We start from the raw sequence: 23,705 nt of genomic DNA on the forward strand, positions 1-23,705 counted from the left end.
GCACAGCGGTTTTTCGAAATGTTATGCGCTTAGAATTTATAGCGGATAGCCAATCCGAAATCGGATTGAATACCGTCTCTATAATCGTCATTAAAGTACATCTCGGGACGGAAGTCTAGAGAGATTTGCAACGGTATGTCGAAATTATATTCAATACCAACGGTACCGGTTACTAAACCGAAAGAACCACTATCTAAATTTTTGTGATATTTACCTTTGTATTTCCAGCTTCCAATACCAGCACCTACACCAGCATACCAATTAAAACCTCCTTCGATGTTCCAAACCCATTCGTAAAGACCTACTACTTTGAAAGCCTTGAAATCGTGGTTACTACGCCATCCTAAGTCAAACTCTAAACGGTTGTTTTTTTGAAGTGCTCTTTGGTATGAAATCTCTGTTCCAAAACCATCGTTGTCGCTAAAACGCAGACCTAGTGCGTTTTTTGAAATCTCTTGCGCTTGAATTGAAAGCACAGTTGTAAAACCTAAAATTGCGGTTAAAATTACTTTTTTCATTGTCATTTATTTTATACCAAAAGTAACGGATTTCACGGTGTTTATCAAACTTTTAATAGAATTAGCAACTAATGGGAATATACCTAGTATTAGTATCTTTATTTATTTATAAAAGAGAATAATTCTTTCTATAATTTACAAAATAAATCAATTAAAAACAAGTTTTTCAGTTGTTAAGAGAGTCATATTATTCTTTGTTCTGATGTCTTTTTAAATATATATCCTATATTTGTGCCATTATTAAGAATTTCATTTCAGTGAAATAGCAACCTGCCTCAACAAGCAAGGTGCTGCCAAGGATAAGCCAAGCAATTGGAAAAAATGTTGATTTCTATATTCGATTTTATATCAACGCTTTTAATAAACTTTTTTAAAACGATAATTTGATATGAAAATAACAAACAAAGCTTACAGTTTATTTCCCTTTTTAGTTTTTATCTCTGTATTTTTAGGTGCAGGTATTTACTTGGACGATTTTTATAAATTGCCTTCACCTGTTGCAGTAATTGCAGGAGTAGTGATGGCTTTTATAATGTTTCGCATACCGCTAACGGAAAAGATAAATCACTTTATTGCTGGTTGCGGAGACAGTAAAATCATCACCATGTGTGTGATTTATCTACTAGCAGGAGCCTTTGCAACAGTGACCAAAGCTATAGGTGGCGTAGATTTGATGGTTCATTGGGGCTTGTCCTATATCCCCATACAATATTTGCCCTTAGGAATATTCCTTATTGCGTGTTTTTTGTCCTTATCTATTGGTACTTCTGTAGGTGCTATAGTGGCATTAGGGCCCATTGTAATCGGTTTAGCCGATCAAAGCGGGATTTCTTTGGGTTTGGTATGTGGCTCTCTTTTGGCAGGTTCTATGTTTGGTGATAATTTGTCTTTAATTTCAGATACTACTATAGCGGCAACTCAAACCATTGGTTGTGAGATGAAAGATAAGTTTAAGGCCAATTCGTTATTGGCTATACCGGCGGCTATTTTATGTTGCTTCCTTTTGTATTTCTTAAGTATGGATACGGTGGTGGAGCCTTCAGTTGTTTTAACTAAAACAGTAAATCTGCATTGGAGTGTTTTGTTGCCCTATGTATTGGTGATTCTATTATCGGTTTTAGGATTACATGTTTTTATCGTATTAACCCTCAGTATTGTTGTGGCTGGAGTTATAGGAGCGTTGGGACAGTCTATGGATGTAATCGTATTTTCCAATTTGGTCTATAGCGGTTTTCTTTCGATGATTGAGATTTTTTTATTGTCTATGTTTACGGGTGGTTTAGCGAGTATGGTAGAAAAACAAGGGGGAATTCAATATTTATTAACAAAAATGCAAACGGTAATTCGCAATAAAAAATCGGCATTGTGGGGTATCGGTTTTTTGGTGAGTAGTGTTAATATGGCCGTAGCCAATAATACAGTAGCCATTTTAATATCGGGTAATTTAGTAAAGGATATCGCCAGCCGATATCAGATTTCCAAACCCAAAGCAGCCTCAGTATTAGATATCTTTGCTTGTGTGGTGCAAGGGTTATTGCCTTATGGAGCCCAGGTTTTGATTCTATTGAGTTTTACAGCTGGAAAGTTAGATTATCTGGATTTGGTTAAAAACGCCTACTATTTATACTTCCTTTTGATTATAACAGCAGTAAGTATCACTATGAGCAACAATAAAAAAAAGGGAGTAGAAGCAGAGAATATTTTATAGTATTCTAAAATGTTTATATTTGCCACTCATTGCAACATATTAATTACGTATTTACATGAAATTACTAGAAGGAAAAACAGCAATTATCACAGGAGCCAGTAGAGGAATTGGTAGAGGAATAGCCGAGGTTTTTGCAAAACAAGGAGCCAATGTCGCTTTTACATACAGTTCATCTGCAGAAGCAGCTCAAGTATTAGAAAATGAATTGATCGCTTTAGGAGTACGCGCAAAGGGCTATCAATCCGATGCAGCTGACTTTGAGGCAGCTCAAAAACTGGTTGATACGGTTTTAGAGGATTTTGGAAATATCGATATTTTGATAAACAATGCTGGTATCACCAAGGATAATTTATTGATGCGTATGTCAGAAGCTGATTTCGATAGCGTTATTGAGGTCAATTTGAAATCGGTTTTTAATATGACCAAAGCCGTTCAGCGCATTATGTTGAAAAACAGAAAAGGATCTATTATTAATATGAGTTCTGTGGTTGGTGTCAAAGGAAATGCTGGACAAACGAATTATGCTGCCTCAAAAGCCGGTGTGATTGGTTTTTCTAAGTCAGTAGCTTTGGAATTGGGTTCTAGAAATATTCGTTGTAACGTCATTGCACCGGGCTTTATTGAAACGGAAATGACGGGAAAATTACCGCAAGATGTGGTTAAGGGATGGACAGATGCGATTCCGTTAAAAAGAGGAGGTACACCAGAAGATGTTGCCAATGCCTGTGTTTTTCTAGCTTCTGATTTATCGGCTTATGTAACGGGGCAAGTTATGAATGTGGATGGAGGAATGTTAACATAGTTGAGATAAACGTATACAGCGTTATTAAAAAAATATTGAAAAACAGTAATGAGTCATCCTTGTTACTGTTTTTGTTTTAGTTATTTTTCTATAGATTTAGTAGATGTAATATACTTTAGTTATTTTTGTACTTAGAGTATATATAAAGGATAAAATAGTTGCTTTACCAGCATATAAAAAGATAAAAAAATTATGATTATAGAACCTAAAGTACGTGGCTTTATTTGTCTTACTGCACATCCAAAAGGATGTGAGCAAAATGTGATTAATCAAATTAATTATGTAAAATCTAAAGGAGCTATTGACGGACCTAAACGGGTATTGGTTATTGGATCTTCTACTGGTTTTGGATTGGCATCGAGAATCACTAGTGCCTTTGGATCGAATGCGGCAACTATAGGGGTATATTTCGAAAAACCCCCTGCAGAAGGTAAACCCGCTTCACCAGGATGGTATAATACAGCTGCCTTTGAAACCCAAGCGCAGCAAGCAGGTTTGTATGCAAAAAGTTTTAATGGAGATGCTTTTTCCAACGAAATAAAAGACCAAGTATTAGATTTGATTAAAACCGATTTGGGACAAATTGATTTGGTTATTTATAGTTTGGCTTCGCCTAGACGTACACATCCCAATACTGGAGAGGTTTTTAATTCTGTATTAAAACCTATCGGTCAAAAATTCTCAAGTAAAACAGTAAATTTCCATACGGGTGATATTTCTGACATTACTATTGAACCGGTAACGGCCGATAGCGATATAGAAAATACTATCGCTGTCATGGGTGGTGAAGATTGGGCCATGTGGATTGAAGCGCTAAAACAAGCAGACTTATTAGCTGAAAACGCTGTTACAGTGGCATACTCTTATGTAGGCCCAGAATTGACAGAAGCGATTTACAGAAAAGGGACCATAGGTCGCGCAAAAGATCATTTGGAAGCTACGGCTTTCGAAATTACAGATTCTCTAAAATCCATCAACGGAAAAGGTTATGTATCGGTTAATAAAGCCTTAGTAACTCAAGCGAGTTCGGCTATCCCTGTCATTCCGTTGTATATGTCTTTATTGTACAAAGTGATGAAAGAGGAAAATTTACACGAAGGTTGTATCGAACAAATCCAACGACTTTTTCAAGAACGTTTATATACTTCTAAAGCCATTCCAACCGATGAAAAGGGAAGAATCCGTATCGACGATTGGGAAATGCGCAAGGATGTTCAGCAAAAAGTTATAGAATTGTGGAAAGAAGTAACCACCGAAAACCTGCCTGAATTAGGTGATTTAGCTGGATATCAACAAGATTTCTTTAATCTTTTTGGATTTAAAGTTGCTGGAGTTGACTATGATGTTGAGGTTGATGAGATGGTACAGATTCCAGGATTGGTTTAAAAATATTCTCTTTATAAATTAGCGACAAAACCCTTACAAATGTTATTTTGTAGGAGTTTTGTCGTTTTTTATTTTGTTTTAATTCCTGTTAAAAACGAATAATTATTTTGATTTATCTTAGATGAATATGATAATTGTCATTTTTTTTATGATTTATTACTGTTATTTTTATTTTTAAATAAATACATAAACTATGACTACAATTACAACTGCTTTGTATTCTTTTAGTAATGGGGCTTTTATAATGATTGGTGTTTTTGCCGTGGTATGTATTGCCATAGTGGCTGCCATATTCTTATTGATGGGGTCGGATAAAGGCAAAAAAACAAACGATGAGAAGTCTAAAGAAGCTTAATTTAGTTTGCATCTTTTATATTAAAAAGATGCAAACTTTTTGTATAGGGTTAATTATCTAGGATTGAGATGTATTGGATAAGGTGAAAGCTTTTTCATTCAATCCAGTTTTATTTCGCTTTTTTAATCAGTTCTTCGATGATGTTCCAATCATACAGATGGAAAGTCATTCCGTTACTCATCGCGACAAACATACCATTTGGAAATTTAGGACCTAGATTGATATGCGTAACATCGGCTCCATCACATTCTATGGTTGAAGTGGGGATTTCAGCAAGTAGTGGATATTCGTTGGGGTTTCCGTTTGCTCCTTCTCTTGGGTATACCATAAAGGTATTGGCTTGTTGGTTGGATACTAGTATATATCCAGTTGTCGGCGTCTTTTTATAGATGGCGATACCTTCGTGATCAGATTTAAAGTCGTCTTTTCCAAAAAAGGCCAATTCCGTATTGTCATTTGCAGCAGGGTCTGCTAAGTATTTTTTGATGCCCGCTTGTTCATCGCTATAATAAATATAACCTAATTCATTGTCGACAGCAATAGCTTCGATTTCTTTTTTACCACTAAAACTGCCGAATTTTCGGACTACTTTGGCATCAACTGCCCCGTTTTTATCAGATAATTGGTATTGCCATAAATAAGTACCAGAGGGACCAGACTTTCGTCCCACTACGGCAAAGATAGTTTGATCGCTTGGTCTTGTATATAACGACAAGCCCATTGGTCCGCGTTCTGTTTCCCCTTCAAATACTGATATCCCACCGTTGTCTATCGGTTCTAAATCGGGTAGGGAGAAAATTCTAATTTTGTTGGTTTCGCGTTCCGTAGTGACAGCAATATCTACTTTTTTACCATTTACACTTAGTCCATAAGCAATATCTACGTTATTCGGTCTTTGTAAAGGGATGCTTTTCTTTACGATTTTTCCGTTTAAGTCATACAAAAATAAACCACCGTCGCTATCCTTGTCTGTACCCATAACAAGACTTTTAGCCGGGTCAGTAGGATGTATCCAAATGGCGGGGTCGTCGGTATCGTGTGGGGTCGGTTCAGTGATTACAACGGGTTTTATGGCGTCTGCTCTAACTGGCGCCAATTGATCGTTTTTACAACTTGTTAGTATGCCTGAAAGTAATAGGGTATATAGAATAGGGTATATAGATCTTTTCATGATTTTATTTTTTAATTTCTGAGGTGTTTATAATTTTTCCCGAAGCATTTACAGTTTGGATTAACATTTTAGTAGGAGTTATCGAAAAAGCCATAAAACCAGCTTCTGCTTTTGAGAATAATGTGCCTTCCGTATTTCCTGTTGGTCGAACTTCGCTAGCTGCACCTGATAAAAATTGTGTAGTGTAGCGACCGTTTGGTTTGATAATCTGTAAATCATGTTCGTGACCACATAAGTAGGCATCAACTTGATACTGATCAAAGATATCGGCAAATTGCGCTGCGAAGGCTATGGTATCGGGACTGGTTTTTCGTTTTCCGCCGCTATATAAAGGATGATGACCCACAACTACTTTCCATTTTATGGACGAATCCGCATTTTGTAAATGGTTTTTAAGCCATAAGGTTTGTGCAGCAGTATCTTGAGCAATAATATTATCATACATATCGCTCCCCGGTTTGTAATAACTCTTGATATAGGGATTGGTGTCCATAAATAACATCAATACTTTTTCTCCGTTTTTTAATTCAAAAGTCTTGCTGTAATATTTCTCCGGCATTTGCCAACGTCTGCTAATTTTGGAGTAGTCAATTTGGGCCTGTATATTACCTCTGTAATCGTGATTTCCTAAGGCAACATACCAATTGTGGTGCAGACTAATGTTTTTATAAATGCTTTCAAAGGAGGATATCCATTGATAATCGGTAACACTTTGTACCCCGTTTGGATAAAAATTATCGCCTACACTGATAGTGAAATCAGCATCTATAGTCATGGCTGCCTTACCCATTTGTTCGGCAACCTCTTTTTGATAGTACTGTCCAAATCTTCCGAAATCGCCCATCAGTAAAAAATTTAAACTTTTGGGTTCCGTTTTTAATTCAGAAATAAAACCTTCTCTATAACCCGATTTTTCTTCTGCGAGAAAATCTTGTGAAAAAGCACTAAAACAATAGAGTACAAATAAAAGTAATAGAATTTTTTTTGTCATGATATAAATAAATAAAATTCTGGCAGTGTTTAGACTACCAGAATTTTTGGATTAAAAGTCAAATTTAAGACCTAAGTTATAACGCGGTTGGTAATACTCCAATTGTTTGGTATTTGACGAAACACCTTGATAATATCTCAAGGCTTGGTTGGTAAGATTATTGGCTTCAGCAAATATTCGGATGCTTTTTGTAATCTTATAAGAAGCATTCAAATCCAAAAAGAACTGTTTGTCGTAATAGCTATCGTGGAATTCGTCGGCACCCAATTCATCCAAATAACTCGAAGCAAAATTAGCCGATGCTCTAGCGGAGAATTTACTGTTTTCCCAAGATAAAGACCCGTTAAACATATGAGGGGCTGTTCCCGGTAACGTAATATTACTTCTTTCGTTTCCTTCTTCGTCGGCAATTCCTTGAGCTTTGGATTTGGTGTACGTATAGTTTGCATAGATACCGAATTTTTTTAGGAAATCTCCCGGTAGAAAATCCAATTGTCGTTGAAAGGCAACCTCAAATCCGAAAACATTAACCTGTTTTCCATTTCTAGCTTGGACAAAAGTCCAATCCTCTCCAGCTGGGATAGGATTGTTTTGTGTAGGAAAATCCTTAGCGAAATCAGCAGTGCTATATTGATTGTTACTATACGTATAGATAAAATCTTTTAAATTTTTATAGAAGAAACCTCCAGAAACTAAACCGATGGATTCAAAATAATTTTCAGCCATAAAGTCAAAGTTATACGAGTAAGTGGCATCTAATTCTGGATTTCCTGCTTGTATTTGGGAATCTGAAGCGATATTGTTAACATAAGGCGCCAGTGCATAATAATTTGGACGAGCTAAGGCTGTTGTAAATGCTGTTCTCAGTATAAAGTCTTTGGTAACATCATATTTAAAGGAAATGCTAGGAAGTATGTTGGTGTAGGAATTGGTAGTATTGATTTCACCTTCTAATTCTTCTTCGTCCAAAACTCTATTTCCTGTATAGTCGATATGTGTATTTTCGATACGCGCACCAACAATCATGGACAATTCGTTGCTTAAATCTTGATCCCATCTGATATAGGCGGCATAAATGTTTTCTTTTGCTTTGTAGTTAACTGCAAGAAATTCAGCGGGATCTTGTTCGCCTTTGTATAAGGCTGTATTGTTAAGATCAAGTCCTCCTAAATAAGAAGCCGATGCAAATTGTCCTGCAATATATTGGCTACCTGGGTTAAATCCATTCCCGTCAAAATAACTGCTAGGTACATCAGCAAGTGTAATTTTATTAATAGGGGTATAACTGTAAAAATCATTATCGCGTTCTTTGTCTTTTAAGCGAATTCGCAAACCGGTTCTCAAGCGACCTTTTTGTCCGTCAATAACAGAGAAAGGAAAGCGGATGTTGATTTTGGCTCCCAATTCACTTTCTTCCGTATTGTTGGTGTTTTCAGACAATGCAGCTTGTTTAAAAGATTTGGAATTTTCGCCAGACGTAATGATTAAAGGTTTACGAAGATCGTTTAGATTTTCTTCCATGGCGACACCTTTTTGTTCAAAACCAATGTAACGTTCGTTAGGTCGGTATTCCCTTGCTTTGGCATAGTTAACCGACCAATCTAAATCCAATTTGGAATTTAAAAGATGTTCTCCCTTTAACGAGTAGTTTTGTACGCGTTGTTCTTCCAGTCTTCTGTTTTTATTTCGGTTGTTGTCTATTCCTCCTTTGGTTTCCCGTTTAACTCTTCCGGTATAACCCGTGATCGATTGCCCATTATAAGTAGGTTCTATTTTATCATAAGTTGTTCTAAAACGATTTTCTCTATCGTCTCTCCAATTGTAAATCGCATTGGCATAGATGGTATTGTTGTCATTAAATTTATAATCGAGGGCAACAGCTCCGCTACGTCTGATTCGCTGAACATCATATTGGCGTATTTCTGCCTTTTCAAGATAGGTATTGCCCATTTTGTCTTTGGTCCATACGTTTTCTATATTGTCAGAACCGTAGTCATTATTGTTATAGGAGGCACTGATTACCATACCTAATTTATCTTGCAAATAACGATTTCCATAAACCAAACCGGCGGTATAATTGGCCTTTTCACGAATAGGAGCATAACCTCCAGCTAAAGTAGCTGAAATACGCTCTCCGTTTGGAGTTGCACGAGTTATAAGATTCACGGAACCACCAATGGCGTCGGCATCCATATCTGGAGTAAGGGTTTTGTTTACCTCTATAGTCGCAATCATATCTGAAGGAATTAAATCCATTTGCACATTTCGGTTATCTCCTTCCGCTGACGGAATACGGTCTCCGTTTAAGGTTACAGAATTTAAAGAAGGTGCCAATCCTCTAATGATGATGTTACGCGCTTCACCTTGATCGTTTTGCATAGTGATACCGGGCACGCGTTTTAAAGCATCGCCTATATTGGAGTCCGGAAAACGGCCTACTTGATCAGAGGAAATAATATTGGTAATATTTCGATTGTTCTTTTGTTGATTTAAGGCTCTGGATTGGCCTTTTAAGGAAGCTCCAATTACAATTTCTTCTAGGCTATTAGTATCCCCACCAAGCGCAATATGAGTTAGGGTATTTTTACCTGCTACCACTACCACCTCTTGAATATGGGATTGGTACCCAATATATAAAACTTGCAGTTGATACGTTCCGGATGGAACATTTAAAAATTCATAATCTCCAATTTGGTTTGATATGGTGTATTTGTTTCCCGAGTCGAGTAACTGTACGGTGGCTCCGGGCAAGGAAATATTGTCTTGGGCGTCGGTGATTTTACCCGATATAATACCCGTTTTTTGAGCTTGTGCTAAGTAACTCAGCAAAAATGCTAAAAATAGAAACAGTAGTTTTTTCATCATAAATAGTTGTGGTTATTAATGGCGCTAAAGTACCGTAGTGCTGTTAACTTGAAGTTAATGCCCGGTTATGTTTGAGATTCAAATTTAAACGCCACTTTATCTTATGGTAAAGGAGTTCTTCATTTCATATTCTCGAAAAACAGTATGGATTATTATTCTAATATTTTGGTTTTTAATTATTTACTAAGCTTTTTTTGGTATTCTAAATACTTGTAGGGCAAGTGCCTTTGCGACGTTTTATGTTAAGCGATTGTCAATTACACCCTCAAAAGGGTATATGAGCGGATTTTTTTTACAAAGCATGGTGTTTGCTGTATTTGTAAAAACACTGTTAAAACCGTAATTTACTCCAAATCCAGTTCTTGGTGTCTATGAGCAGTAGTTCATTGTTTAAATGCGGTAAGTCAAGAATTACTTTGAGGGTTTCATGTGCCATCATCGTACCGATAATTCCAGTAAAAGTTCCTAAAACACCGTTTAAACTACAGTTGGGTACCAGTTTTGGATCGGGGGCTGCTGGAAAAAGTGCTCTTAAGTCTTTTGATCCCTGATGATTAAAAACGGCTAATTGACCTTCAAAGCCCAAAATACTACCATATATTAGGGTTTTACTCAAGTGAACACAGCTATCGTTTACGAGATATCGCGTACTAAAATTGTCCGATCCATCTACGATATAATCATAATTGATTAAAATAGATGCGATGTTTTCAGCAGTTAATTTTTCGTTATGTGTACGTATAGTAATATGTGGATTAACCGTTTTAAGTCGTTCTGTGGCAACGGTTGTTTTGTAGCGGTTAACATCTTTTTCGTGGTATAGTATTTGGCGATGCAGGTTGTGAATTTCGATGGTATCGAAATCAACAATGCCCAATGTTCCAACTCCACTAGCAGCTAGGTATAGAGCGACGGGACAGCCTAATCCTCCAGCACCAATGACTAAAACACGGGCTTGTTTGATTTTTGTTTGTCCCAATATACCGACCTCTTCCATAGCCATTTGTCTGTTGTAACGTAAAAAATCGGAAGTATTTATCATTTTGAGTTATAGTTAGTATGCAGTAAAAGTATGTTGATTATATAAAGGAGCGGTCCCAATCTTTCCAAATGGGTTCATAGCCCAGGCTTTTTATTAAGGCGGCTATTTCGTGAGTAGTTCTATTATCACATATTTCGAATTGCTCTAAGGATGTTTGATCTACAGCATAGCCGCCGGGATTTGTTTTGGAACCGGCACTCATGCTGGTGGTTCCTAAACCGATGATGTGATTTCGCAACAGTTCGCTTTCCCGGGTAGAAATGGATATTTCTAAATCCTCATTCCAAATTCTGTAAGCACAGATAAGTTGTACCAGATCTTTGTCGTGCATGATAAAATTGGGTGCTACAGTTCCTTCAGCAGGGCGAAGTCGAGGAAAAGAGACCGAGTATTTTGTTTGCCAATAGTTTTTTTGTAAATAGTCGATATGCAGAGCATTAAAGAAACTATCAGTGCGCCAATCTTCCAGACCGAGTAAAACGCCCAGTCCCATTTTGTGTATACTTGCCGATCCTATGCGATCGGGGGTATCCAGACGGAATTCAAAATTAGATTTTTTGCCCTTGGGATGGTATTTTTTATAGACAGCCTTATGATAGGTTTCTTGATAGACCAAAACAGCATGAACACCGAGTTGATGTAATCGACGGTATTCGTCTAAAGATAGTGGTTGTACTTCGATTGAAATATTTGAAAAAGTCGGTTTGATCAATCGAATCGCCTCTTCAAAATAATTGATGTTGACACTATAATTTGCTTCACCGGAGACCAATAAAATATGATCATATCCCTGTGATTTAATTTCGGTTATTTCTGTAATAATTTCCTGTGGATTTAAGGTTTTTCTAGGGATGCGATTATCCATACTAAAACCGCAATAGGTACAGATATTCTGGCATTCGTTACTCAAATACATTGGGGCAAACATTTGTATGGTTTTACCGAATCGCTTTTGAGTCAATTGCTGACTGATTTGTGCTAATTGTTCTAAAAAAGGTTGAGCCGCAGGGGAGAGTAATACCAAGAAATCATCGATAGATTTTTTAGATTTATTTAGACTGTGCTGTACTTGTTCTGGTGTTGAGGAATAAATTTTATGTTGTACATCGTCCCAGTCAAATTGTTTTAAAATTGTAGTAAAAGCCATTTTAATCAAATAAAAATGAAGTTAAAGGACTCGAAGCATGAGCATGGTTTGTCATAGGAGCAAGTTGGGCATTAAATGCTTGACGTCCGGCAATAACGGCCAAACGAAAGGCATTAGCCATTGCCACAGGATCCTTAGCTGTTGCAATGGCGGTATTGACCAATACGGCATCTGCACCGAGTTCCATAGCTTTTGCAGCATCAGAAGGTGAACCGATTCCCGCATCTACAATAACAGGTACTTTGCTATTTTCAATGATAATCTCCAAAAAGTCTAGGGTTTTTAGTCCTTTATTAGATCCTATTGGAGCGCCTAGAGGCATAACGGCTGCAGTTCCAACATCTTCCAACCGCTTGCATAAAACGGGATCAGCATGTATATAGGGCAAGACGATAAAACCCAGTTTCGCTAGCGCTTCTGTGGCAATTAAGGTTTCGATAGGATCGGGTAACAGATATTTCGGATCGGGGTGAATCTCTAACTTTAACCAATTTGTTTCCATAGATTCTCTAGCTAATTGCGCAGCTAATATGGCTTCTTTTGCATTGCGCGCACCCGATGTGTTGGGAAGTAGAGATAGGGAAGGATGTTGTAAATGTTGTAATAAATGATCCTTTGGAGCGGTTAAATCCACACGCTTAAGTGCCACAGTTACCAATTGACTCTGCGATTTTAAAATCGCCTCCTCCATCAATTGGGCAGAACCAAATTTACCGGTACCCAAAAACAGCCTAGAGCTGAAAATCTTGTCTTGAAATTTAAATGTGTCCATATAGTAAATTGTTAATCGTTAAAGCGGTTAATTTTTTATCGTTTGAATTATTTATTAAAGAAGAATACGCTATACCATAAACTCCAAATCGGAGCAGTTCTTCGATATCGTCAAGTTGAATGCCTCCAATTGCAATTATCGGAGTTGATAATTGCATTCGAACGCAGTCGGATAGTAAGATTTTATAGTTCTCGATGCCCAATATGGGATGCAATTTTCTTTTAGTCACTGTAAAACGATAAGGGCCCAAACCGATATAGTCACAGCCCTCTCGGTTTCGCTGTATTAAATGTTGCAAAGTATTGGCTGTTCCACCGATAATTTTATTCGGCATTAGCTTTCTCGCAATAGCAATCGAAGTGTCCGACAAACCCAAATGAACTCCGTTGGCATCCAGGTCTAAGGCAATATCAATATGATCATTGATTATTAGGTCGCAATGGTATTCATCACAGAGAAATTTTACCTTTTCTGCCGTGTGAAGGCGTTGTTGGTTTTCGGCATTTTTAAAGCGAAATTGTATGCATTTAATGCCTATATCCAAGGCGCTTTTAATGTTGTATAGTTGACGTTCTTCGGTTTCTCCATCCGAAATATAATGAGATTTAGATATCATGATAGCCTAATAATGAAGGGGTTGATTGTAAAAATTTCTCTACGTATAATTTTCCGTTAAAACAGGCTTGCTTCATCGACAGCCCTTTTGCAAGTTCTGCACTAATAGCGGCAGATAAAACGCAACCAGAACCGTGTTTTTCATATACTTTATGCACTGTAGGAGGTAGGTAAACTATATTTTGATTTTCAATGAGATAATCCAGACCTACGGCTGTTTGATGATGACCACCTTTAAGTAAAACTGTTGTAAATAGACTCAATGTTTTTGCCTTTTCAATGGGATCATTAGAGCCGTCGACCAAAGTTTGTATTTCGTTTATATTCGGAGTTATTAAATCGATATATCCGAGCAACTGACTGAGCATATCAGGATTTGGTGACGCTATAAAAGAAAAGTTTGTAGTAGATTTCAAAACGGGATCCCATACGATTTTAATGTTTGGATTCACTGTTTTAATGTGTTTTACAAGACTGTAGATATACTCGTAGTTGGGAGTTATTCCAATTTTAATCGTTTGGATATCATAAGTAACTAACATACAATCCAAACTTACAAGCACCCTGTCTAAGGGGGACCAATTTATCGAAATAAAAGTATCTGCTGTTTGCAAAGTATTGGCTGTAAGTAAGGCTAAACCGTAAGTTTTGAGGTATTCAAACGTTTTACAATCTGCCAAAACCCCCGCACCGCCACTGGGATCAAATCCAGCGATACTCATTACTATAGGACGAATTGTTGACATGTTTTAAAGTTTTTATATCCCTGTTCTGTGTTCCATATAGTGCCTAATAGGGCAAAATCATCGAAAGCATAAGAGTTTAGGGATGGAATGGTTAAAGGACTGATGCCTCCTAAAGCAATGAGTTTTGTATGGTAGTTGCTGCGCTTTGCTAATTCTAGTTTCCAATTGGTATCTACTTGGTAGTTGGTTTTAGAAATAGATGGAAAAATAGGACTTATAAACGCTTTTTTGAAATCCTTACTTAAACCGTTAAACTCAGCGATAGAATGTGTTGAAGTAGAAAGACTAAGCGATTTATAATATGATGGATCTAATTGACTTCGCAAGTCAGTATTCCAATGAATTTGATGGATATTAAAGTAATTGGTCAAAGAAAAATGTTGATGTAATACGATTTTCGAATGATTTTCCAATCCGATTTGTTCGAGTAATAGGCTCAATTGTTTGGCGGTTAACTGCGGTTTGCGCAAATGAAAACAGTTTAATCCCGCTGCGAAAAGCTCTTTGATTCGTGTGATTTCATTTGGTATTGCCGTCGGATTGGAAATGACTATCATAATTTCTAGCTATAAATTTCTTTACCCGCTTCAATGAACTCGGCAGATTTAGTACGCATTCCATTAGCAGCTTCTTCTCTGATTTCTTGAGATATTTTCATCGAGCAAAATTTCGGACCACACATCGAACAAAAATGAGCCACTTTTGCTGCATCTGCAGGTAGGGTTTCGTCGTGAAATTCTCTGGCTGTATCCGGGTCTAGAGATAGATTAAATTGATCTTCCCATCGAAATTCAAATCGCGCTTTACTCAACATATTGTCGCGGTATTGAGCTCCGGGATGTCCTTTTGCGAGGTCAGCGGCATGAGCGGCGAGTTTGTAAGTAATAACTCCATCCTTAACATCTTTTTTATTGGGTAAACCCAAATGCTCTTTTGGAGTTACATAACACAACATCGCAGTTCCATACCAACCGATCATAGCAGCACCTATAGCTGATGTAATATGATCGTAACCCGGAGCAATATCGGTGGTTAAAGGTCCCAAAGTATAAAAGGGTGCTTCACCACAATCGCGTAATTGCTTTTCCATATTCTCTTTAATCAAATGCATGGGTACGTGACCCGGACCTTCTACCATCACTTGAATGTCGTGCTTCCAGGCAATTTTGGTTAGTTCGCCTAAAGTTTCCAATTCTGCGAACTGCGCGGCATCGTTGGCGTCTGCTATAGACCCAGGACGTAGGCCATCACCTAAGGAAAAAGCAATATCGTATTGCTTCATAATTTGACAGATGTCTTCAAAATGGGTATATAAAAAGTTTTCGCGATGGTGAAACAAACACCATTTAGCCATAATAGATCCACCTCGGGATACAATGCCCGTGACGCGTTCGGCGGTTAAGTGGATATATCTCAATAAAACTCCAGCATGAATGGTAAAATAGGAGACGCCCTGTTCAGCTTGTTCGATTAAGGTATCTCTATAAATTTCCCAAGTTAAATTTTCCGCTACACCGTTTACTTTTTCTAAAGCTTGGTATATAGGAACTGTTCCGATAGGCACGGGAGAATTGCGAATAATCCATTCTCGCGTTTCGTGTATATTTTTACCTGTTGACAAATCCATGATGGTGTCAGCACCCCAGCGACAAGCCCATACCGCTTTTTCTACTTCCTCTTCAATGGTAGAGCTGACGGCACTATTGCCGATATTGGCATTGATTTTTACCAAAAAGTTTCGCCCGATAATCATGGGTTCGCTTTCAGGATGATTGATGTTGTTCGGGATAATGGCACGCCCGGCGGCAATTTCTTCTCTAACAAATTCTGGGGTGATACGTCGTTGTGGAGTACGTGCACCAAAACTGTTTCCAGTATGCTGTTGTCGCATGGCGCTGCTAGCATCTTCCAATTGTTCGATCTTCTGATTTTCGCGAATGGCTACATACTCCATTTCTGCAGTAATGATACCTTTTTTAGCATAATGTAATTGAGTAACATTCTTATGAGGTTGTGCTACTTTGGGTAAGTGTAGGAATTCGAAGCGCAAATGATCTAATTTTTGATCATTTAAGCGTTGTTGCCCGTACTGCGAAGTAATGGAGTCCAATATATTTACATCAGAACGATCGATAATCCATTGCTCTCTTATACGTGGTATTCCCTTTCGTATATCAATCTTGATGTTTGGATCGGTATAAGGACCAGAAGTATCATAAACTGCTACGGGCGGGTTTTTCTCTATACTACCATTGGCTAATTTGGTATCGTGAAGGGTGATTTCTCTCAGCGCAACTTGGATATCGGGAAACAAATTTCCTTTTAAATAAATTTTGCTCGAATTGGGAAAAGGGGTTTGAGATATTTTCTCGTGAGTTTTTTCCATTTTTATAAAGTTATTGGTGAATAATTACAAGTGTAAAATGGAATTTAACCGCCTTGAGTGGCTGTTATAATGAGAATTGAACTTCCTGACTGTAGAAAATGCGTAGCCCAAAGATCTTTGGGAATCACCAGCTGATTTACAGCGACAGCAATTCCTGTGAGATTATCAGATTTTTCAATTTCCAGAAGATCTTGAATACTGAGCTTAGCTACCTGATAGGTTTTCGTTTGATTGTTGATTTGCAGTTCCATTCCATTTTAGATTTAGGTATCACTTTAGGAATGGCTACAATTCGTGTGTATACACGGATGAAGTCATCTCACTTTTTCCTACGCTAGTGTGATCTAGATCAGGTTCAAAGGGTAAAATCTCAGCCTACATTTCTGTAGACACCCCTAAAGCTTGAGGCAAATATACTCAAATAATCAGCTTATCAAAGTAAAAATGATTTTGATAAGTTTTGCCTAAACATAATAAGTGCCTTTTTTTAATTAAAAATGCGCTTATCCTGGAAGGCATTTTTGTTTTTAGTACTAAAGTGTGTAATACAAGTAGTTGGCACTAAAAGCAGAATCAACTCGATAAAAATCGGTGTTTTAAAGATAAACAATTAAGAATTCCTCATTATTGTGCACTTATGTATGCGTTTGCGTGAATCGGCAGGTGAGTAGTTGGCGTATTTTCATAATGTAAAGTGAAACTTTAGTCCTCAGTCGTTTTAAATCTAATTATATTACTGAAATTTGTTCTTTGAAATACGTGTTTTTATTTTCTTCACCCTCGTTAAAGAACTTACTTAACTGAGTTCTTTTTGTTACTGTTTATTAATAATTTCGTCAATGAAAAAAACTAATAGTGCCGTTTCTGCAGCCTTATTGTCCATGGTTTGCGTTCAAGGAGGCGCATCGATAGCCAAGCAACTTTTTCCGGCTGTAGGAGCCGTAGGGACCAGTTCTTTAAGAATTGGTTTGTCGGCAATCATATTGACTTGTATTAATCGTCCGAAATTTTTGACTTTTACAAAACAACAATGGTTGTATTGTGCGATGTACGGTATAGCCATTGCTGCGATGAACCTTATTTTTTATATGGCTATTCAGCGCATTCCTTTGGGTTTAGGGGTTACTGTTGAATTTATAGGACCTCTATTTTTGGCCTTGTCTTTATCGCGTAGGTGGATGGATGTCGTTTGGGCCTTACTCGCCTGTGCCGGTATTTTATTTATAGTACCTTGGCAGAATAATGATGTTGATTTATTGGGCTTGTTTCTCGCATTTTTGGCTGGATTATTTTGGGCATTGTATATAGTTATGGGAGGTAAAGTAGCTTCCGTAATGCCCGGTAAAGATGCCGTGACTGTAGGAATGCTTATAGCAGCGCTGATTATAGTACCTATTGCCCTTTGGGATGGTAGTGTTTTTAATTTAACACCTATACTTTTCCTAAAAGGTTTGGGAGTTGCGGTCTTGTCGAGTGCTTTACCTTTTTCATTGGATTTAGTTGCATTAAAAAGCCTTCCCGCAAAAACGTTTAGTATATTGACCAGTATGCAGCCGGCTTTTGCCGCTTTTTCCGGATTAATTTTCTTGTCGGAAAACCTTACTGTTTTGCAATGGATTTCTATTGCTTGTGTAATTACTGCAAGTATAGGGGCTACGACATTCAGTAAAAAAGTTATCATGTAGTTCGGCTATTTAGGAGTAATATAGATTATTTCTTTTATGTGTTCTTTAATAGTTTTTTCGTTCTCAAAAATATTTTAATGTTTAAATTGCACTATTAAATTTTGGTTTTATGAAACACTTAGAAAAATTAGCGGCCATTCGCGAGCTAATGGCTAAAAATAGTATTGACGCCTATATTGTTCCGTCATCGGATCCACATATTAGTGAATACCTTCCAGAACATTACCGGTGTATATCTTGGATTTCCGGTTTTACAGGTTCTGCAGGTACCTTAATGATAACGAAAGACTTCGCGGGTTTATGGACCGATTCCCGTTATTTTGTACAAGCAAACCAACAGTTAGAAGAATCGGGTTTTGAGTTGGTTAAACTAAAAGTGCAACATGCGCCAGAATTTGCAACTTGGTTGGCTGAACGATTTACTGCTGGACAAACAGTTGCTTTTGATGGTAATTTAGCTTCACTTATGGTTGCTAATTCGGTTAAAAGCCTTTTAGAACCCTTAGGAGTAAAGGTCAACGGACATGTAGATTTATTGGGCCCAATTTGGGAAAATAGACCGAGCTTACCTACAAATCCCGCTTATTTATTACCTACTGAAAGTACAGGACAATCAACCATAGACAAGTTGACTGAGGTTCGTGCAGAAATGAAAAAGCAACATGCCGATGCACATTTGATTTCTTCATTAGATGATGTAGCCTGGTTGTTAAATATTCGTGGAACTGATGTAAATTGTAATCCAGTAGTTTTAGCTTTTGTCTATTTAACACAAACGGAGGCACACTTATATATTGCAGCGGGAAAACTCACTGCGGCAGCTATTTTAGATTTAAAAAATTCTGGAGTTGAGGTTCAGGCTTATGTATCCGTTTATAAGTTGATTCCAACACTGAATGTTTCAAGTATATTGTTAGATCCTAAACGCAGTTGTTATGCGGTTTATGACTCTATTCCAAAGCAAGTAAGAATTATTGAATCTTTAAATCCATCAACCCTATTAAAATCGGTTAAAAACGAGGTTGAATTGAATTTTATCCGACAAACGATGGTCAACGATGGTGTAGCCATGACGAAGTTTTTTAAATGGGTAGAAGAAAATGTAGCTTCAGGAGATTTATCAGAGATGTCTATAGCCGATAAATTACAAGCATTACGTGCGGAACAACCGGGCTTTAAAGATATTTCCTTTGGTACCATTGCTGGATATAAAGATCACGGTGCATTACCACATTATAATGCAGATAAAGTTTCCAATTATCAGTTGGCATCTAGCGGTTTGTTATTAGTTGATTCTGGAGGTCAATACCTAACAGGAACTACTGATATTACCCGTGTTATTTCTTTAGGAGAAATGACAGCAGAAGAAAAAGAAGATTATACCATTGTTTTAAAAGGTACAATCGAAGGATCTATGGCTGTTTTTACCAAAGGCACTCGCGGTTACCAAATTGATGCCATAACACGTCGCCCTATTTGGGCAACGAAACGCAACTACAATCACGGTACAGGACATGGTGTTGGTTTCTTCTTAAATGTACACGAAGGGCCTCATACTTTCAACGGTGCTGCAGTTGATGTAGCGCTCTTAGATGGTATGGTATCTTCTATTGAACCCGGTTTGTACCGAGAGGGAAAACACGGTATTCGTATCGAAAATCTTGTGGTGTCCAAAACTATTGAAAGCAATCAATTTGGTGAATTTATGGACTTTGAGACGCTTACAATTTGCTATATCGATACGTCCTTAGTTGAAAAGGCCTTATTACATCAGGAACATATTGATTGGTTAAACAACTATAATCAATGGGTGTTCGATAAAATCTCTTCTAAATTAAATGAAGAAGAGCAAAATTGGTTGCGTTTAAAAACCAAAGCGATTTAATATTGCTTCACTTTTTTAAAAATACTTTTTAAAGAGGCTGTCTAAAAGGACAGCCTCTTTTTGTTTTAAAACATTTTGGCAAGCCATTTTTGATTAAAAATAAGGTAAAAAAAAGACTGCTTCGCGTGATGAAACAGTCTTTTTTTATACTACAGTTTATACTATAGAATTAATAATGTCCCAATTTTTTAGTTTTACTCCTTTAATTTTAATGCTACAGTTTTGTCGGTTTTAATTTTGAAATTTGTATTTCACTTATAAAAAAACACCAGCTGTAATTTACTATTTTATTTTAGAAAGTCTTTTCTATGATAAATCTCCCTAGTTTCTTCAAGAGTGCTTAAGCCAATATAGGGTATGTTATATAAGATTTACTTAAATCTTATGATAGCAAACTTAACGCTTGAGCAAAAAACCTACAGCTTATTTTATATCGGTAAAATGACAGCAAACAATTTTAGCAAATGGTCAAATCAAGGCGTCTGCTGCTGATACAAAATCATTACAATTACTTATAATTTATTATGAAAGAACTATTTTTTAATCTGTCATTTATTGAATACTTAATACTTAATATCATTTGTTTTTTCGCATTTGTCCTTTTGGTAGATTTTATAGTAAACAAGTTTTCTAAAAAAAAGAAAAAATTTAAAACTAGAAAGAAAAGAAGATTTTATTAAAGTAAAATCGTACAGTTTTTCCTGATAAATATTTACTTAAGTGACTGTAATTGTGTTGTTTGATGTTTTTTTTCTAATTTTTTGAAACAGGTGTTTTTAAAATTTTTGCGTCAAAATTTTAGTTTTACCCCTTTTTTTATATCTGACACAAGTTTGCCAATTATAAACATAAAATTTGCATTTAATTAGAAATGAATGCGCTGAGCCTACTGCAATCCGTGTACATTTTATTAAAAAATCCAAACAAAAATTTATTCAAAATAATAAAATCGTATTTAAAATGAAAAGAAAATTACTTCCATTAGCCACCTTGTTTTTATTTGGTATCGCTGCGAATGCACAAGTTGGAATTGGTACCCAGATGCCCAACGCTTCTACTCAGTTGGAAGTAGTATCCACTAATAAAGGTATTTTAATTCCTCGTGTGGCTTTGACAGATACTTTTGATTCAACAACCATTAAAAACGGTAATGTAAATAGTTTATTAGTATTTAATACAACTGACAATGCAACTATTAAAACAGGTTATTATTATTGGCTTAAAGATGAATGGGTTCGTTTAATTGGTTCCAATGAAATAAATCATTTAAAAAATACAGTGAACGTAAGTCTTACTTTGGTAAATGATGAATTGATTATAACGGATAGCGAACAGCATCAAGTTAAAATGCCTTGGAATAATCAAGATATCGTAGCATTAAATGAAACGGAAACGAAAATCATTAAAAATGCTGATGGTTCCTACACCTATATCAACGAGCGCGGAATCGAAGTTATCATCGATATTACAGCGTCGGTTATTCAGAATTTCGAAGAAATTTTGAATACGCAAAGTGTTCAAAATATATTTAACGAATACGTTACTAAAGTAGCGGGTAACGTAATCTATGATGGTACAAATTTTATCTATTACGATGATAATGGTATTGAACAGACAATCAATATTACAGAAATGGTTAAGGGCAATGAAACCATAACACAATTGCAAAAAGTAAGCGAAGGAAAATATACGTATTACAACGAGGCATCTTTTGATACCCATGGTGTGTTGCTACCTGGTGCAACTGGAGTAACTATTGATGTCATCACAGATGTTACCAATAACTTTGAAGAAATTCTAAATGAAGAAACCATTAAAAATCTCTTTAATGAGTTTTTTACTACGATTAAGGGAAATGTAACCTTCGACGGTAATAACTTCTTCTATTATGATGAGCATGGCGTACAGCAAACCATCAATATTACAGAAATGGTTAAGGCTAATGAAACCTTAACACAGCTTGTAAAAGTTGGTGAAGGAAAATATACGTATTACAACGAGGCTTCATATGATAGTAGTGGTGTCTTATTACCAGGAGCTACTGGAATTACCATTGATGTAATTACTGATGTAACCAATAACTTTGAAGACATCATTAATGAAGAAACCATTAAAAATATCTTTAAAGAGTATTTTACTACTATCGAAGGCAACGTTACTTTCGACGGTACAAATTTCTACTATACTGACTCTACGGGTACTTCGCAGACGATTGATATAGAGGGTATGGTTAAGGCACATGAAACTTTAACTAGTTTAAGAGATGTGGTTACTCAACAAGAAGATGAATTCGGTATCATGTCTGATTTGCACACCTTAACCTATACCGATGAGAAAGGGGTAGCGCATCCGATTGATTTAAAGGTTTTGGTAAAAGGAGTAGAAACCATTACCGAATTGAATTATGATGGAGTGACTCATGTATTGAGTTATAAAAATGAAAAGGCAGAAGTCACTGACTTTAATTTAGTAGATTTAGTAGGTGATGTTCAAACATTAACTAAATTGGAATTGGATATTGATAATAAAAAATTGGAATATACCGATGAAAATCAAGTAACGCATACATTGGATTTGGCATTGATTATTCAAGAACCTTGGTACAGTACACTAACGAATATAGGTGCGGTTTCCAATACGGATAATATTTATACTCAAGGATGGGTGGGTATCGGATTTTCAGAACCTTCGGACGTGCCGCATGAAAAATTGCGTGTTAACGGTACTATTACTACAGTAAATAGCCATTATGCCGATTATGTTTTTGAAGATTATTTTGATGGCTATTCACAGTTAAAAAGCGATTATAAATTTAGCGATTTAGAAACAATTGCTGATTTTATTGAAAAAAACAGACACTTACCAGGAATTACACCGATTGGGGATTTAGAACAGACTACGGCTGGATTTTCTTTTAATGTTTCTGAATTATCTATTCAACTATTGGAAAAAACGGAAGAATTGTATCTGCATCTGATTGATCAAAAGAGATCGACAGAACAAGAAAATATAGCACAATCTGAAAAAATTGAAGAATTACAGTTACAACTTTCTCAACAAAATTATATTATAGACGAGAAAAATACTCAAATTGAAAATCTAATAAGCAATAATCAAGAAGTTATGTTGCGTTTAAGCAAGTTAGAAAGCCAAATGTCTAAATAATTGACTTCTTAAGTTAAATTGTATACAGTACAAGAATAGGTATTCTTTCTTTTGCTGTATTTGTTTTAGACTGAGCCTAGTACACTTTTTCTCAGTCAGGGAAAAGGAACTTTAAGGCAAATTTAATTTACATTATTCAGGGAGACGATTTAATTTTTCTTTTTCAAAATTGTTGTTACTGACCTTTTGATTTTTTAAATATGAAGATAGACTGTTGTTGCATGAATTTCATATTTATAAATTTTGAGTTTATTATATTTAGTCTCCTTTGAATAATTTTTTATCATTTAAAACGCAGCGATAAATTAGAGATATAGCATTTTAAAGTAAGGCTTTTGGATGTATATGTGTCAGCATTTGCTGAATAACCTTTTTTATCGTCAATGCGTATGCATTTATTTTAGGTTCGATGGCAATCGGACCTTTTTTGCGTTTTTTAGGTTTTTTAATACTGCTATTGACAAGC

General features: G+C 36.3%; 19 protein-coding genes and 2 riboswitches. Of the genes, 7 read left to right on the plus strand and 12 right to left on the minus strand.

Annotated elements, in window-relative coordinates; all coding sequences use genetic code 11:
- Positions 1 to 29: 29 nt before the first annotated feature.
- Positions 30 to 518 carry a hypothetical protein gene (locus KO524_RS05310; protein ID WP_219291337.1) on the minus strand — a complete coding sequence of 163 codons (489 nt, stop codon included), beginning with the start codon at positions 516 to 518 and terminating at the stop codon, positions 30 to 32.
- A gap of 232 nt (positions 519 to 750) precedes the next feature.
- A riboswitch (SAM-I-IV-variant riboswitch) is annotated at positions 751 to 850 on the plus strand.
- Positions 851 to 906: 56 nt separating this feature from the next.
- On the opposite strand from KO524_RS05310, the gene KO524_RS05315 reads away from it, so the two are divergent.
- From KO524_RS05315 to KO524_RS05330, 4 genes are all read left to right on the plus strand, one after another.
- Complete coding sequence (locus tag KO524_RS05315) at positions 907 to 2,226, plus strand: Na+/H+ antiporter NhaC family protein (RefSeq protein ID WP_219291340.1); 1,320 nt, start codon at positions 907 to 909, stop codon at positions 2,224 to 2,226.
- 55 nt (positions 2,227 to 2,281) lie between these two features.
- Positions 2,282 to 3,028, plus strand: coding sequence for a 3-oxoacyl-[acyl-carrier-protein] reductase (gene fabG, locus KO524_RS05320; RefSeq protein WP_219291343.1), 747 nt, complete (start codon positions 2,282 to 2,284; stop codon positions 3,026 to 3,028).
- A gap of 192 nt (positions 3,029 to 3,220) precedes the next feature.
- On the plus strand, positions 3,221 to 4,414 hold the full coding sequence (gene fabV, locus KO524_RS05325) for an enoyl-ACP reductase FabV (RefSeq protein WP_219291347.1): 1,194 nt from the start codon (positions 3,221 to 3,223) through the stop codon (positions 4,412 to 4,414).
- A 193-nt stretch (positions 4,415 to 4,607) separates the two neighbouring features.
- The gene (locus tag KO524_RS05330; RefSeq protein WP_219291351.1) at positions 4,608 to 4,769 is read left to right on the plus strand and encodes a hypothetical protein; all 162 of its coding nucleotides are present in this window, start codon (positions 4,608 to 4,610) and stop codon (positions 4,767 to 4,769) included.
- 109 nt (positions 4,770 to 4,878) lie between these two features.
- Here KO524_RS05330 and KO524_RS05335 read toward each other — a convergent pair whose 3' ends face one another.
- From KO524_RS05335 to thiS, 11 genes are all read right to left on the minus strand, one after another.
- Positions 4,879 to 5,940: a phytase gene (locus KO524_RS05335; RefSeq protein ID WP_219291354.1), complete on the minus strand. Its 1,062-nt coding sequence runs from the start codon at positions 5,938 to 5,940 to the stop codon at positions 4,879 to 4,881.
- 4 nt (positions 5,941 to 5,944) lie between these two features.
- On the minus strand, positions 5,945 to 6,931 hold the full coding sequence (locus tag KO524_RS05340) for a metallophosphoesterase (RefSeq protein WP_219291357.1): 987 nt from the start codon (positions 6,929 to 6,931) through the stop codon (positions 5,945 to 5,947).
- Positions 6,932 to 6,982: 51 nt separating this feature from the next.
- On the minus strand, positions 6,983 to 9,793 hold the full coding sequence (locus KO524_RS05345; protein WP_219291801.1) for a TonB-dependent receptor: 2,811 nt from the start codon (positions 9,791 to 9,793) through the stop codon (positions 6,983 to 6,985).
- Between the two features lie 334 nt (positions 9,794 to 10,127).
- Positions 10,128 to 10,838: a HesA/MoeB/ThiF family protein gene (locus tag KO524_RS05350; protein WP_219291360.1), complete on the minus strand. Its 711-nt coding sequence runs from the start codon at positions 10,836 to 10,838 to the stop codon at positions 10,128 to 10,130.
- Between the two features lie 37 nt (positions 10,839 to 10,875).
- A complete protein-coding gene (thiH, locus tag KO524_RS05355; protein WP_219291362.1) occupies positions 10,876 to 11,985 on the minus strand; it encodes a 2-iminoacetate synthase ThiH in 1,110 nt (369 codons plus the stop codon).
- 1 nt (position 11,986) lies between these two features.
- Positions 11,987 to 12,757 carry a thiazole synthase gene (locus KO524_RS05360; RefSeq protein WP_219291366.1) on the minus strand — a complete coding sequence of 257 codons (771 nt, stop codon included), beginning with the start codon at positions 12,755 to 12,757 and terminating at the stop codon, positions 11,987 to 11,989.
- Positions 12,744 to 13,373 carry a thiamine phosphate synthase gene (thiE, locus tag KO524_RS05365; RefSeq protein WP_219291369.1) on the minus strand — a complete coding sequence of 210 codons (630 nt, stop codon included), beginning with the start codon at positions 13,371 to 13,373 and terminating at the stop codon, positions 12,744 to 12,746. The genes KO524_RS05360 and thiE overlap by 14 nt, the downstream gene beginning before the upstream one ends.
- The gene (locus tag KO524_RS05370; RefSeq protein WP_219291372.1) at positions 13,363 to 14,118 is read right to left on the minus strand and encodes a bifunctional hydroxymethylpyrimidine kinase/phosphomethylpyrimidine kinase; all 756 of its coding nucleotides are present in this window, start codon (positions 14,116 to 14,118) and stop codon (positions 13,363 to 13,365) included. Before KO524_RS05370 ends, thiE begins: the two co-directional genes overlap by 11 nt.
- On the minus strand, positions 14,097 to 14,675 hold the full coding sequence (locus KO524_RS05375) for a thiamine phosphate synthase (protein WP_219291374.1): 579 nt from the start codon (positions 14,673 to 14,675) through the stop codon (positions 14,097 to 14,099). The genes KO524_RS05370 and KO524_RS05375 overlap by 22 nt, the downstream gene beginning before the upstream one ends.
- 5 nt (positions 14,676 to 14,680) lie before the next feature.
- A complete protein-coding gene (gene thiC / locus KO524_RS05380; protein WP_219291377.1) occupies positions 14,681 to 16,504 on the minus strand; it encodes a phosphomethylpyrimidine synthase ThiC in 1,824 nt (607 codons plus the stop codon).
- A gap of 44 nt (positions 16,505 to 16,548) precedes the next feature.
- Positions 16,549 to 16,755 (minus strand): sulfur carrier protein ThiS, encoded by a 207-nt coding sequence (gene thiS / locus KO524_RS05385; protein WP_219291379.1) that lies wholly within the window; start codon positions 16,753 to 16,755, stop codon positions 16,549 to 16,551.
- Between the two features lie 58 nt (positions 16,756 to 16,813).
- Positions 16,814 to 16,911, minus strand: a riboswitch (TPP riboswitch).
- Between the two features lie 432 nt (positions 16,912 to 17,343).
- On the opposite strand from thiS, the gene KO524_RS05390 reads away from it, so the two are divergent.
- The 3 genes from KO524_RS05390 to KO524_RS05400 all read left to right on the plus strand — a co-directional run bounded on the left by KO524_RS05390 (position 17,344) and on the right by KO524_RS05400 (position 23,239).
- Entirely contained in the window at positions 17,344 to 18,189 is an 846-nt protein-coding gene (locus KO524_RS05390; protein WP_219291380.1) for a DMT family transporter, read from the plus strand.
- Between the two features lie 109 nt (positions 18,190 to 18,298).
- Positions 18,299 to 20,074, plus strand: a complete 1,776-nt coding sequence (locus KO524_RS05395) for an aminopeptidase P family protein (RefSeq protein WP_219291381.1) — start codon at positions 18,299 to 18,301, stop codon at positions 20,072 to 20,074.
- 960 nt (positions 20,075 to 21,034) lie between these two features.
- Entirely contained in the window at positions 21,035 to 23,239 is a 2,205-nt protein-coding gene (locus KO524_RS05400; protein WP_219291382.1) for a hypothetical protein, read from the plus strand.
- Positions 23,240 to 23,705: the final 466 nt, after the last annotated feature.

This window comes from Flavobacterium sp. NKUCC04_CG, assembly GCF_019345525.1.
Classification (GTDB): domain Bacteria; phylum Bacteroidota; class Bacteroidia; order Flavobacteriales; family Flavobacteriaceae; genus Flavobacterium.

What these genes read in the sequence shown, in the direction of transcription:
- KO524_RS05310 (WP_219291337.1), bottom strand. Translation starts at nt 518, where the DNA reads ATGAAAAAAGTAATTTTAACCGCAATTTTAGGTTTTACAACTGTGCTT.
- KO524_RS05315 (WP_219291340.1), top strand. Translation starts at nt 907, where the DNA reads ATGAAAATAACAAACAAAGCTTACAGTTTATTTCCCTTTTTAGTTTTT.
- fabG (WP_219291343.1), top strand. Translation starts at nt 2,282, where the DNA reads ATGAAATTACTAGAAGGAAAAACAGCAATTATCACAGGAGCCAGTAGA.
- fabV (WP_219291347.1), top strand. Translation starts at nt 3,221, where the DNA reads ATGATTATAGAACCTAAAGTACGTGGCTTTATTTGTCTTACTGCACAT.
- KO524_RS05330 (WP_219291351.1), top strand. Translation starts at nt 4,608, where the DNA reads ATGACTACAATTACAACTGCTTTGTATTCTTTTAGTAATGGGGCTTTT.
- KO524_RS05335 (WP_219291354.1), bottom strand. Translation starts at nt 5,940, where the DNA reads ATGAAAAGATCTATATACCCTATTCTATATACCCTATTACTTTCAGGC.
- KO524_RS05340 (WP_219291357.1), bottom strand. Translation starts at nt 6,931, where the DNA reads ATGACAAAAAAAATTCTATTACTTTTATTTGTACTCTATTGTTTTAGT.
- KO524_RS05345 (WP_219291801.1), bottom strand. Translation starts at nt 9,793, where the DNA reads ATGAAAAAACTACTGTTTCTATTTTTAGCATTTTTGCTGAGTTACTTA.
- KO524_RS05350 (WP_219291360.1), bottom strand. Translation starts at nt 10,838, where the DNA reads ATGATAAATACTTCCGATTTTTTACGTTACAACAGACAAATGGCTATG.
- thiH (WP_219291362.1), bottom strand. Translation starts at nt 11,985, where the DNA reads ATGGCTTTTACTACAATTTTAAAACAATTTGACTGGGACGATGTACAA.
- KO524_RS05360 (WP_219291366.1), bottom strand. Translation starts at nt 12,757, where the DNA reads ATGGACACATTTAAATTTCAAGACAAGATTTTCAGCTCTAGGCTGTTT.
- thiE (WP_219291369.1), bottom strand. Translation starts at nt 13,373, where the DNA reads ATGATATCTAAATCTCATTATATTTCGGATGGAGAAACCGAAGAACGT.
- KO524_RS05370 (WP_219291372.1), bottom strand. Translation starts at nt 14,118, where the DNA reads ATGTCAACAATTCGTCCTATAGTAATGAGTATCGCTGGATTTGATCCC.
- KO524_RS05375 (WP_219291374.1), bottom strand. Translation starts at nt 14,675, where the DNA reads ATGATAGTCATTTCCAATCCGACGGCAATACCAAATGAAATCACACGA.
- thiC (WP_219291377.1), bottom strand. Translation starts at nt 16,504, where the DNA reads ATGGAAAAAACTCACGAGAAAATATCTCAAACCCCTTTTCCCAATTCG.
- thiS (WP_219291379.1), bottom strand. Translation starts at nt 16,755, where the DNA reads ATGGAACTGCAAATCAACAATCAAACGAAAACCTATCAGGTAGCTAAG.
- KO524_RS05390 (WP_219291380.1), top strand. Translation starts at nt 17,344, where the DNA reads ATGAAAAAAACTAATAGTGCCGTTTCTGCAGCCTTATTGTCCATGGTT.
- KO524_RS05395 (WP_219291381.1), top strand. Translation starts at nt 18,299, where the DNA reads ATGAAACACTTAGAAAAATTAGCGGCCATTCGCGAGCTAATGGCTAAA.
- KO524_RS05400 (WP_219291382.1), top strand. Translation starts at nt 21,035, where the DNA reads ATGAAAAGAAAATTACTTCCATTAGCCACCTTGTTTTTATTTGGTATC.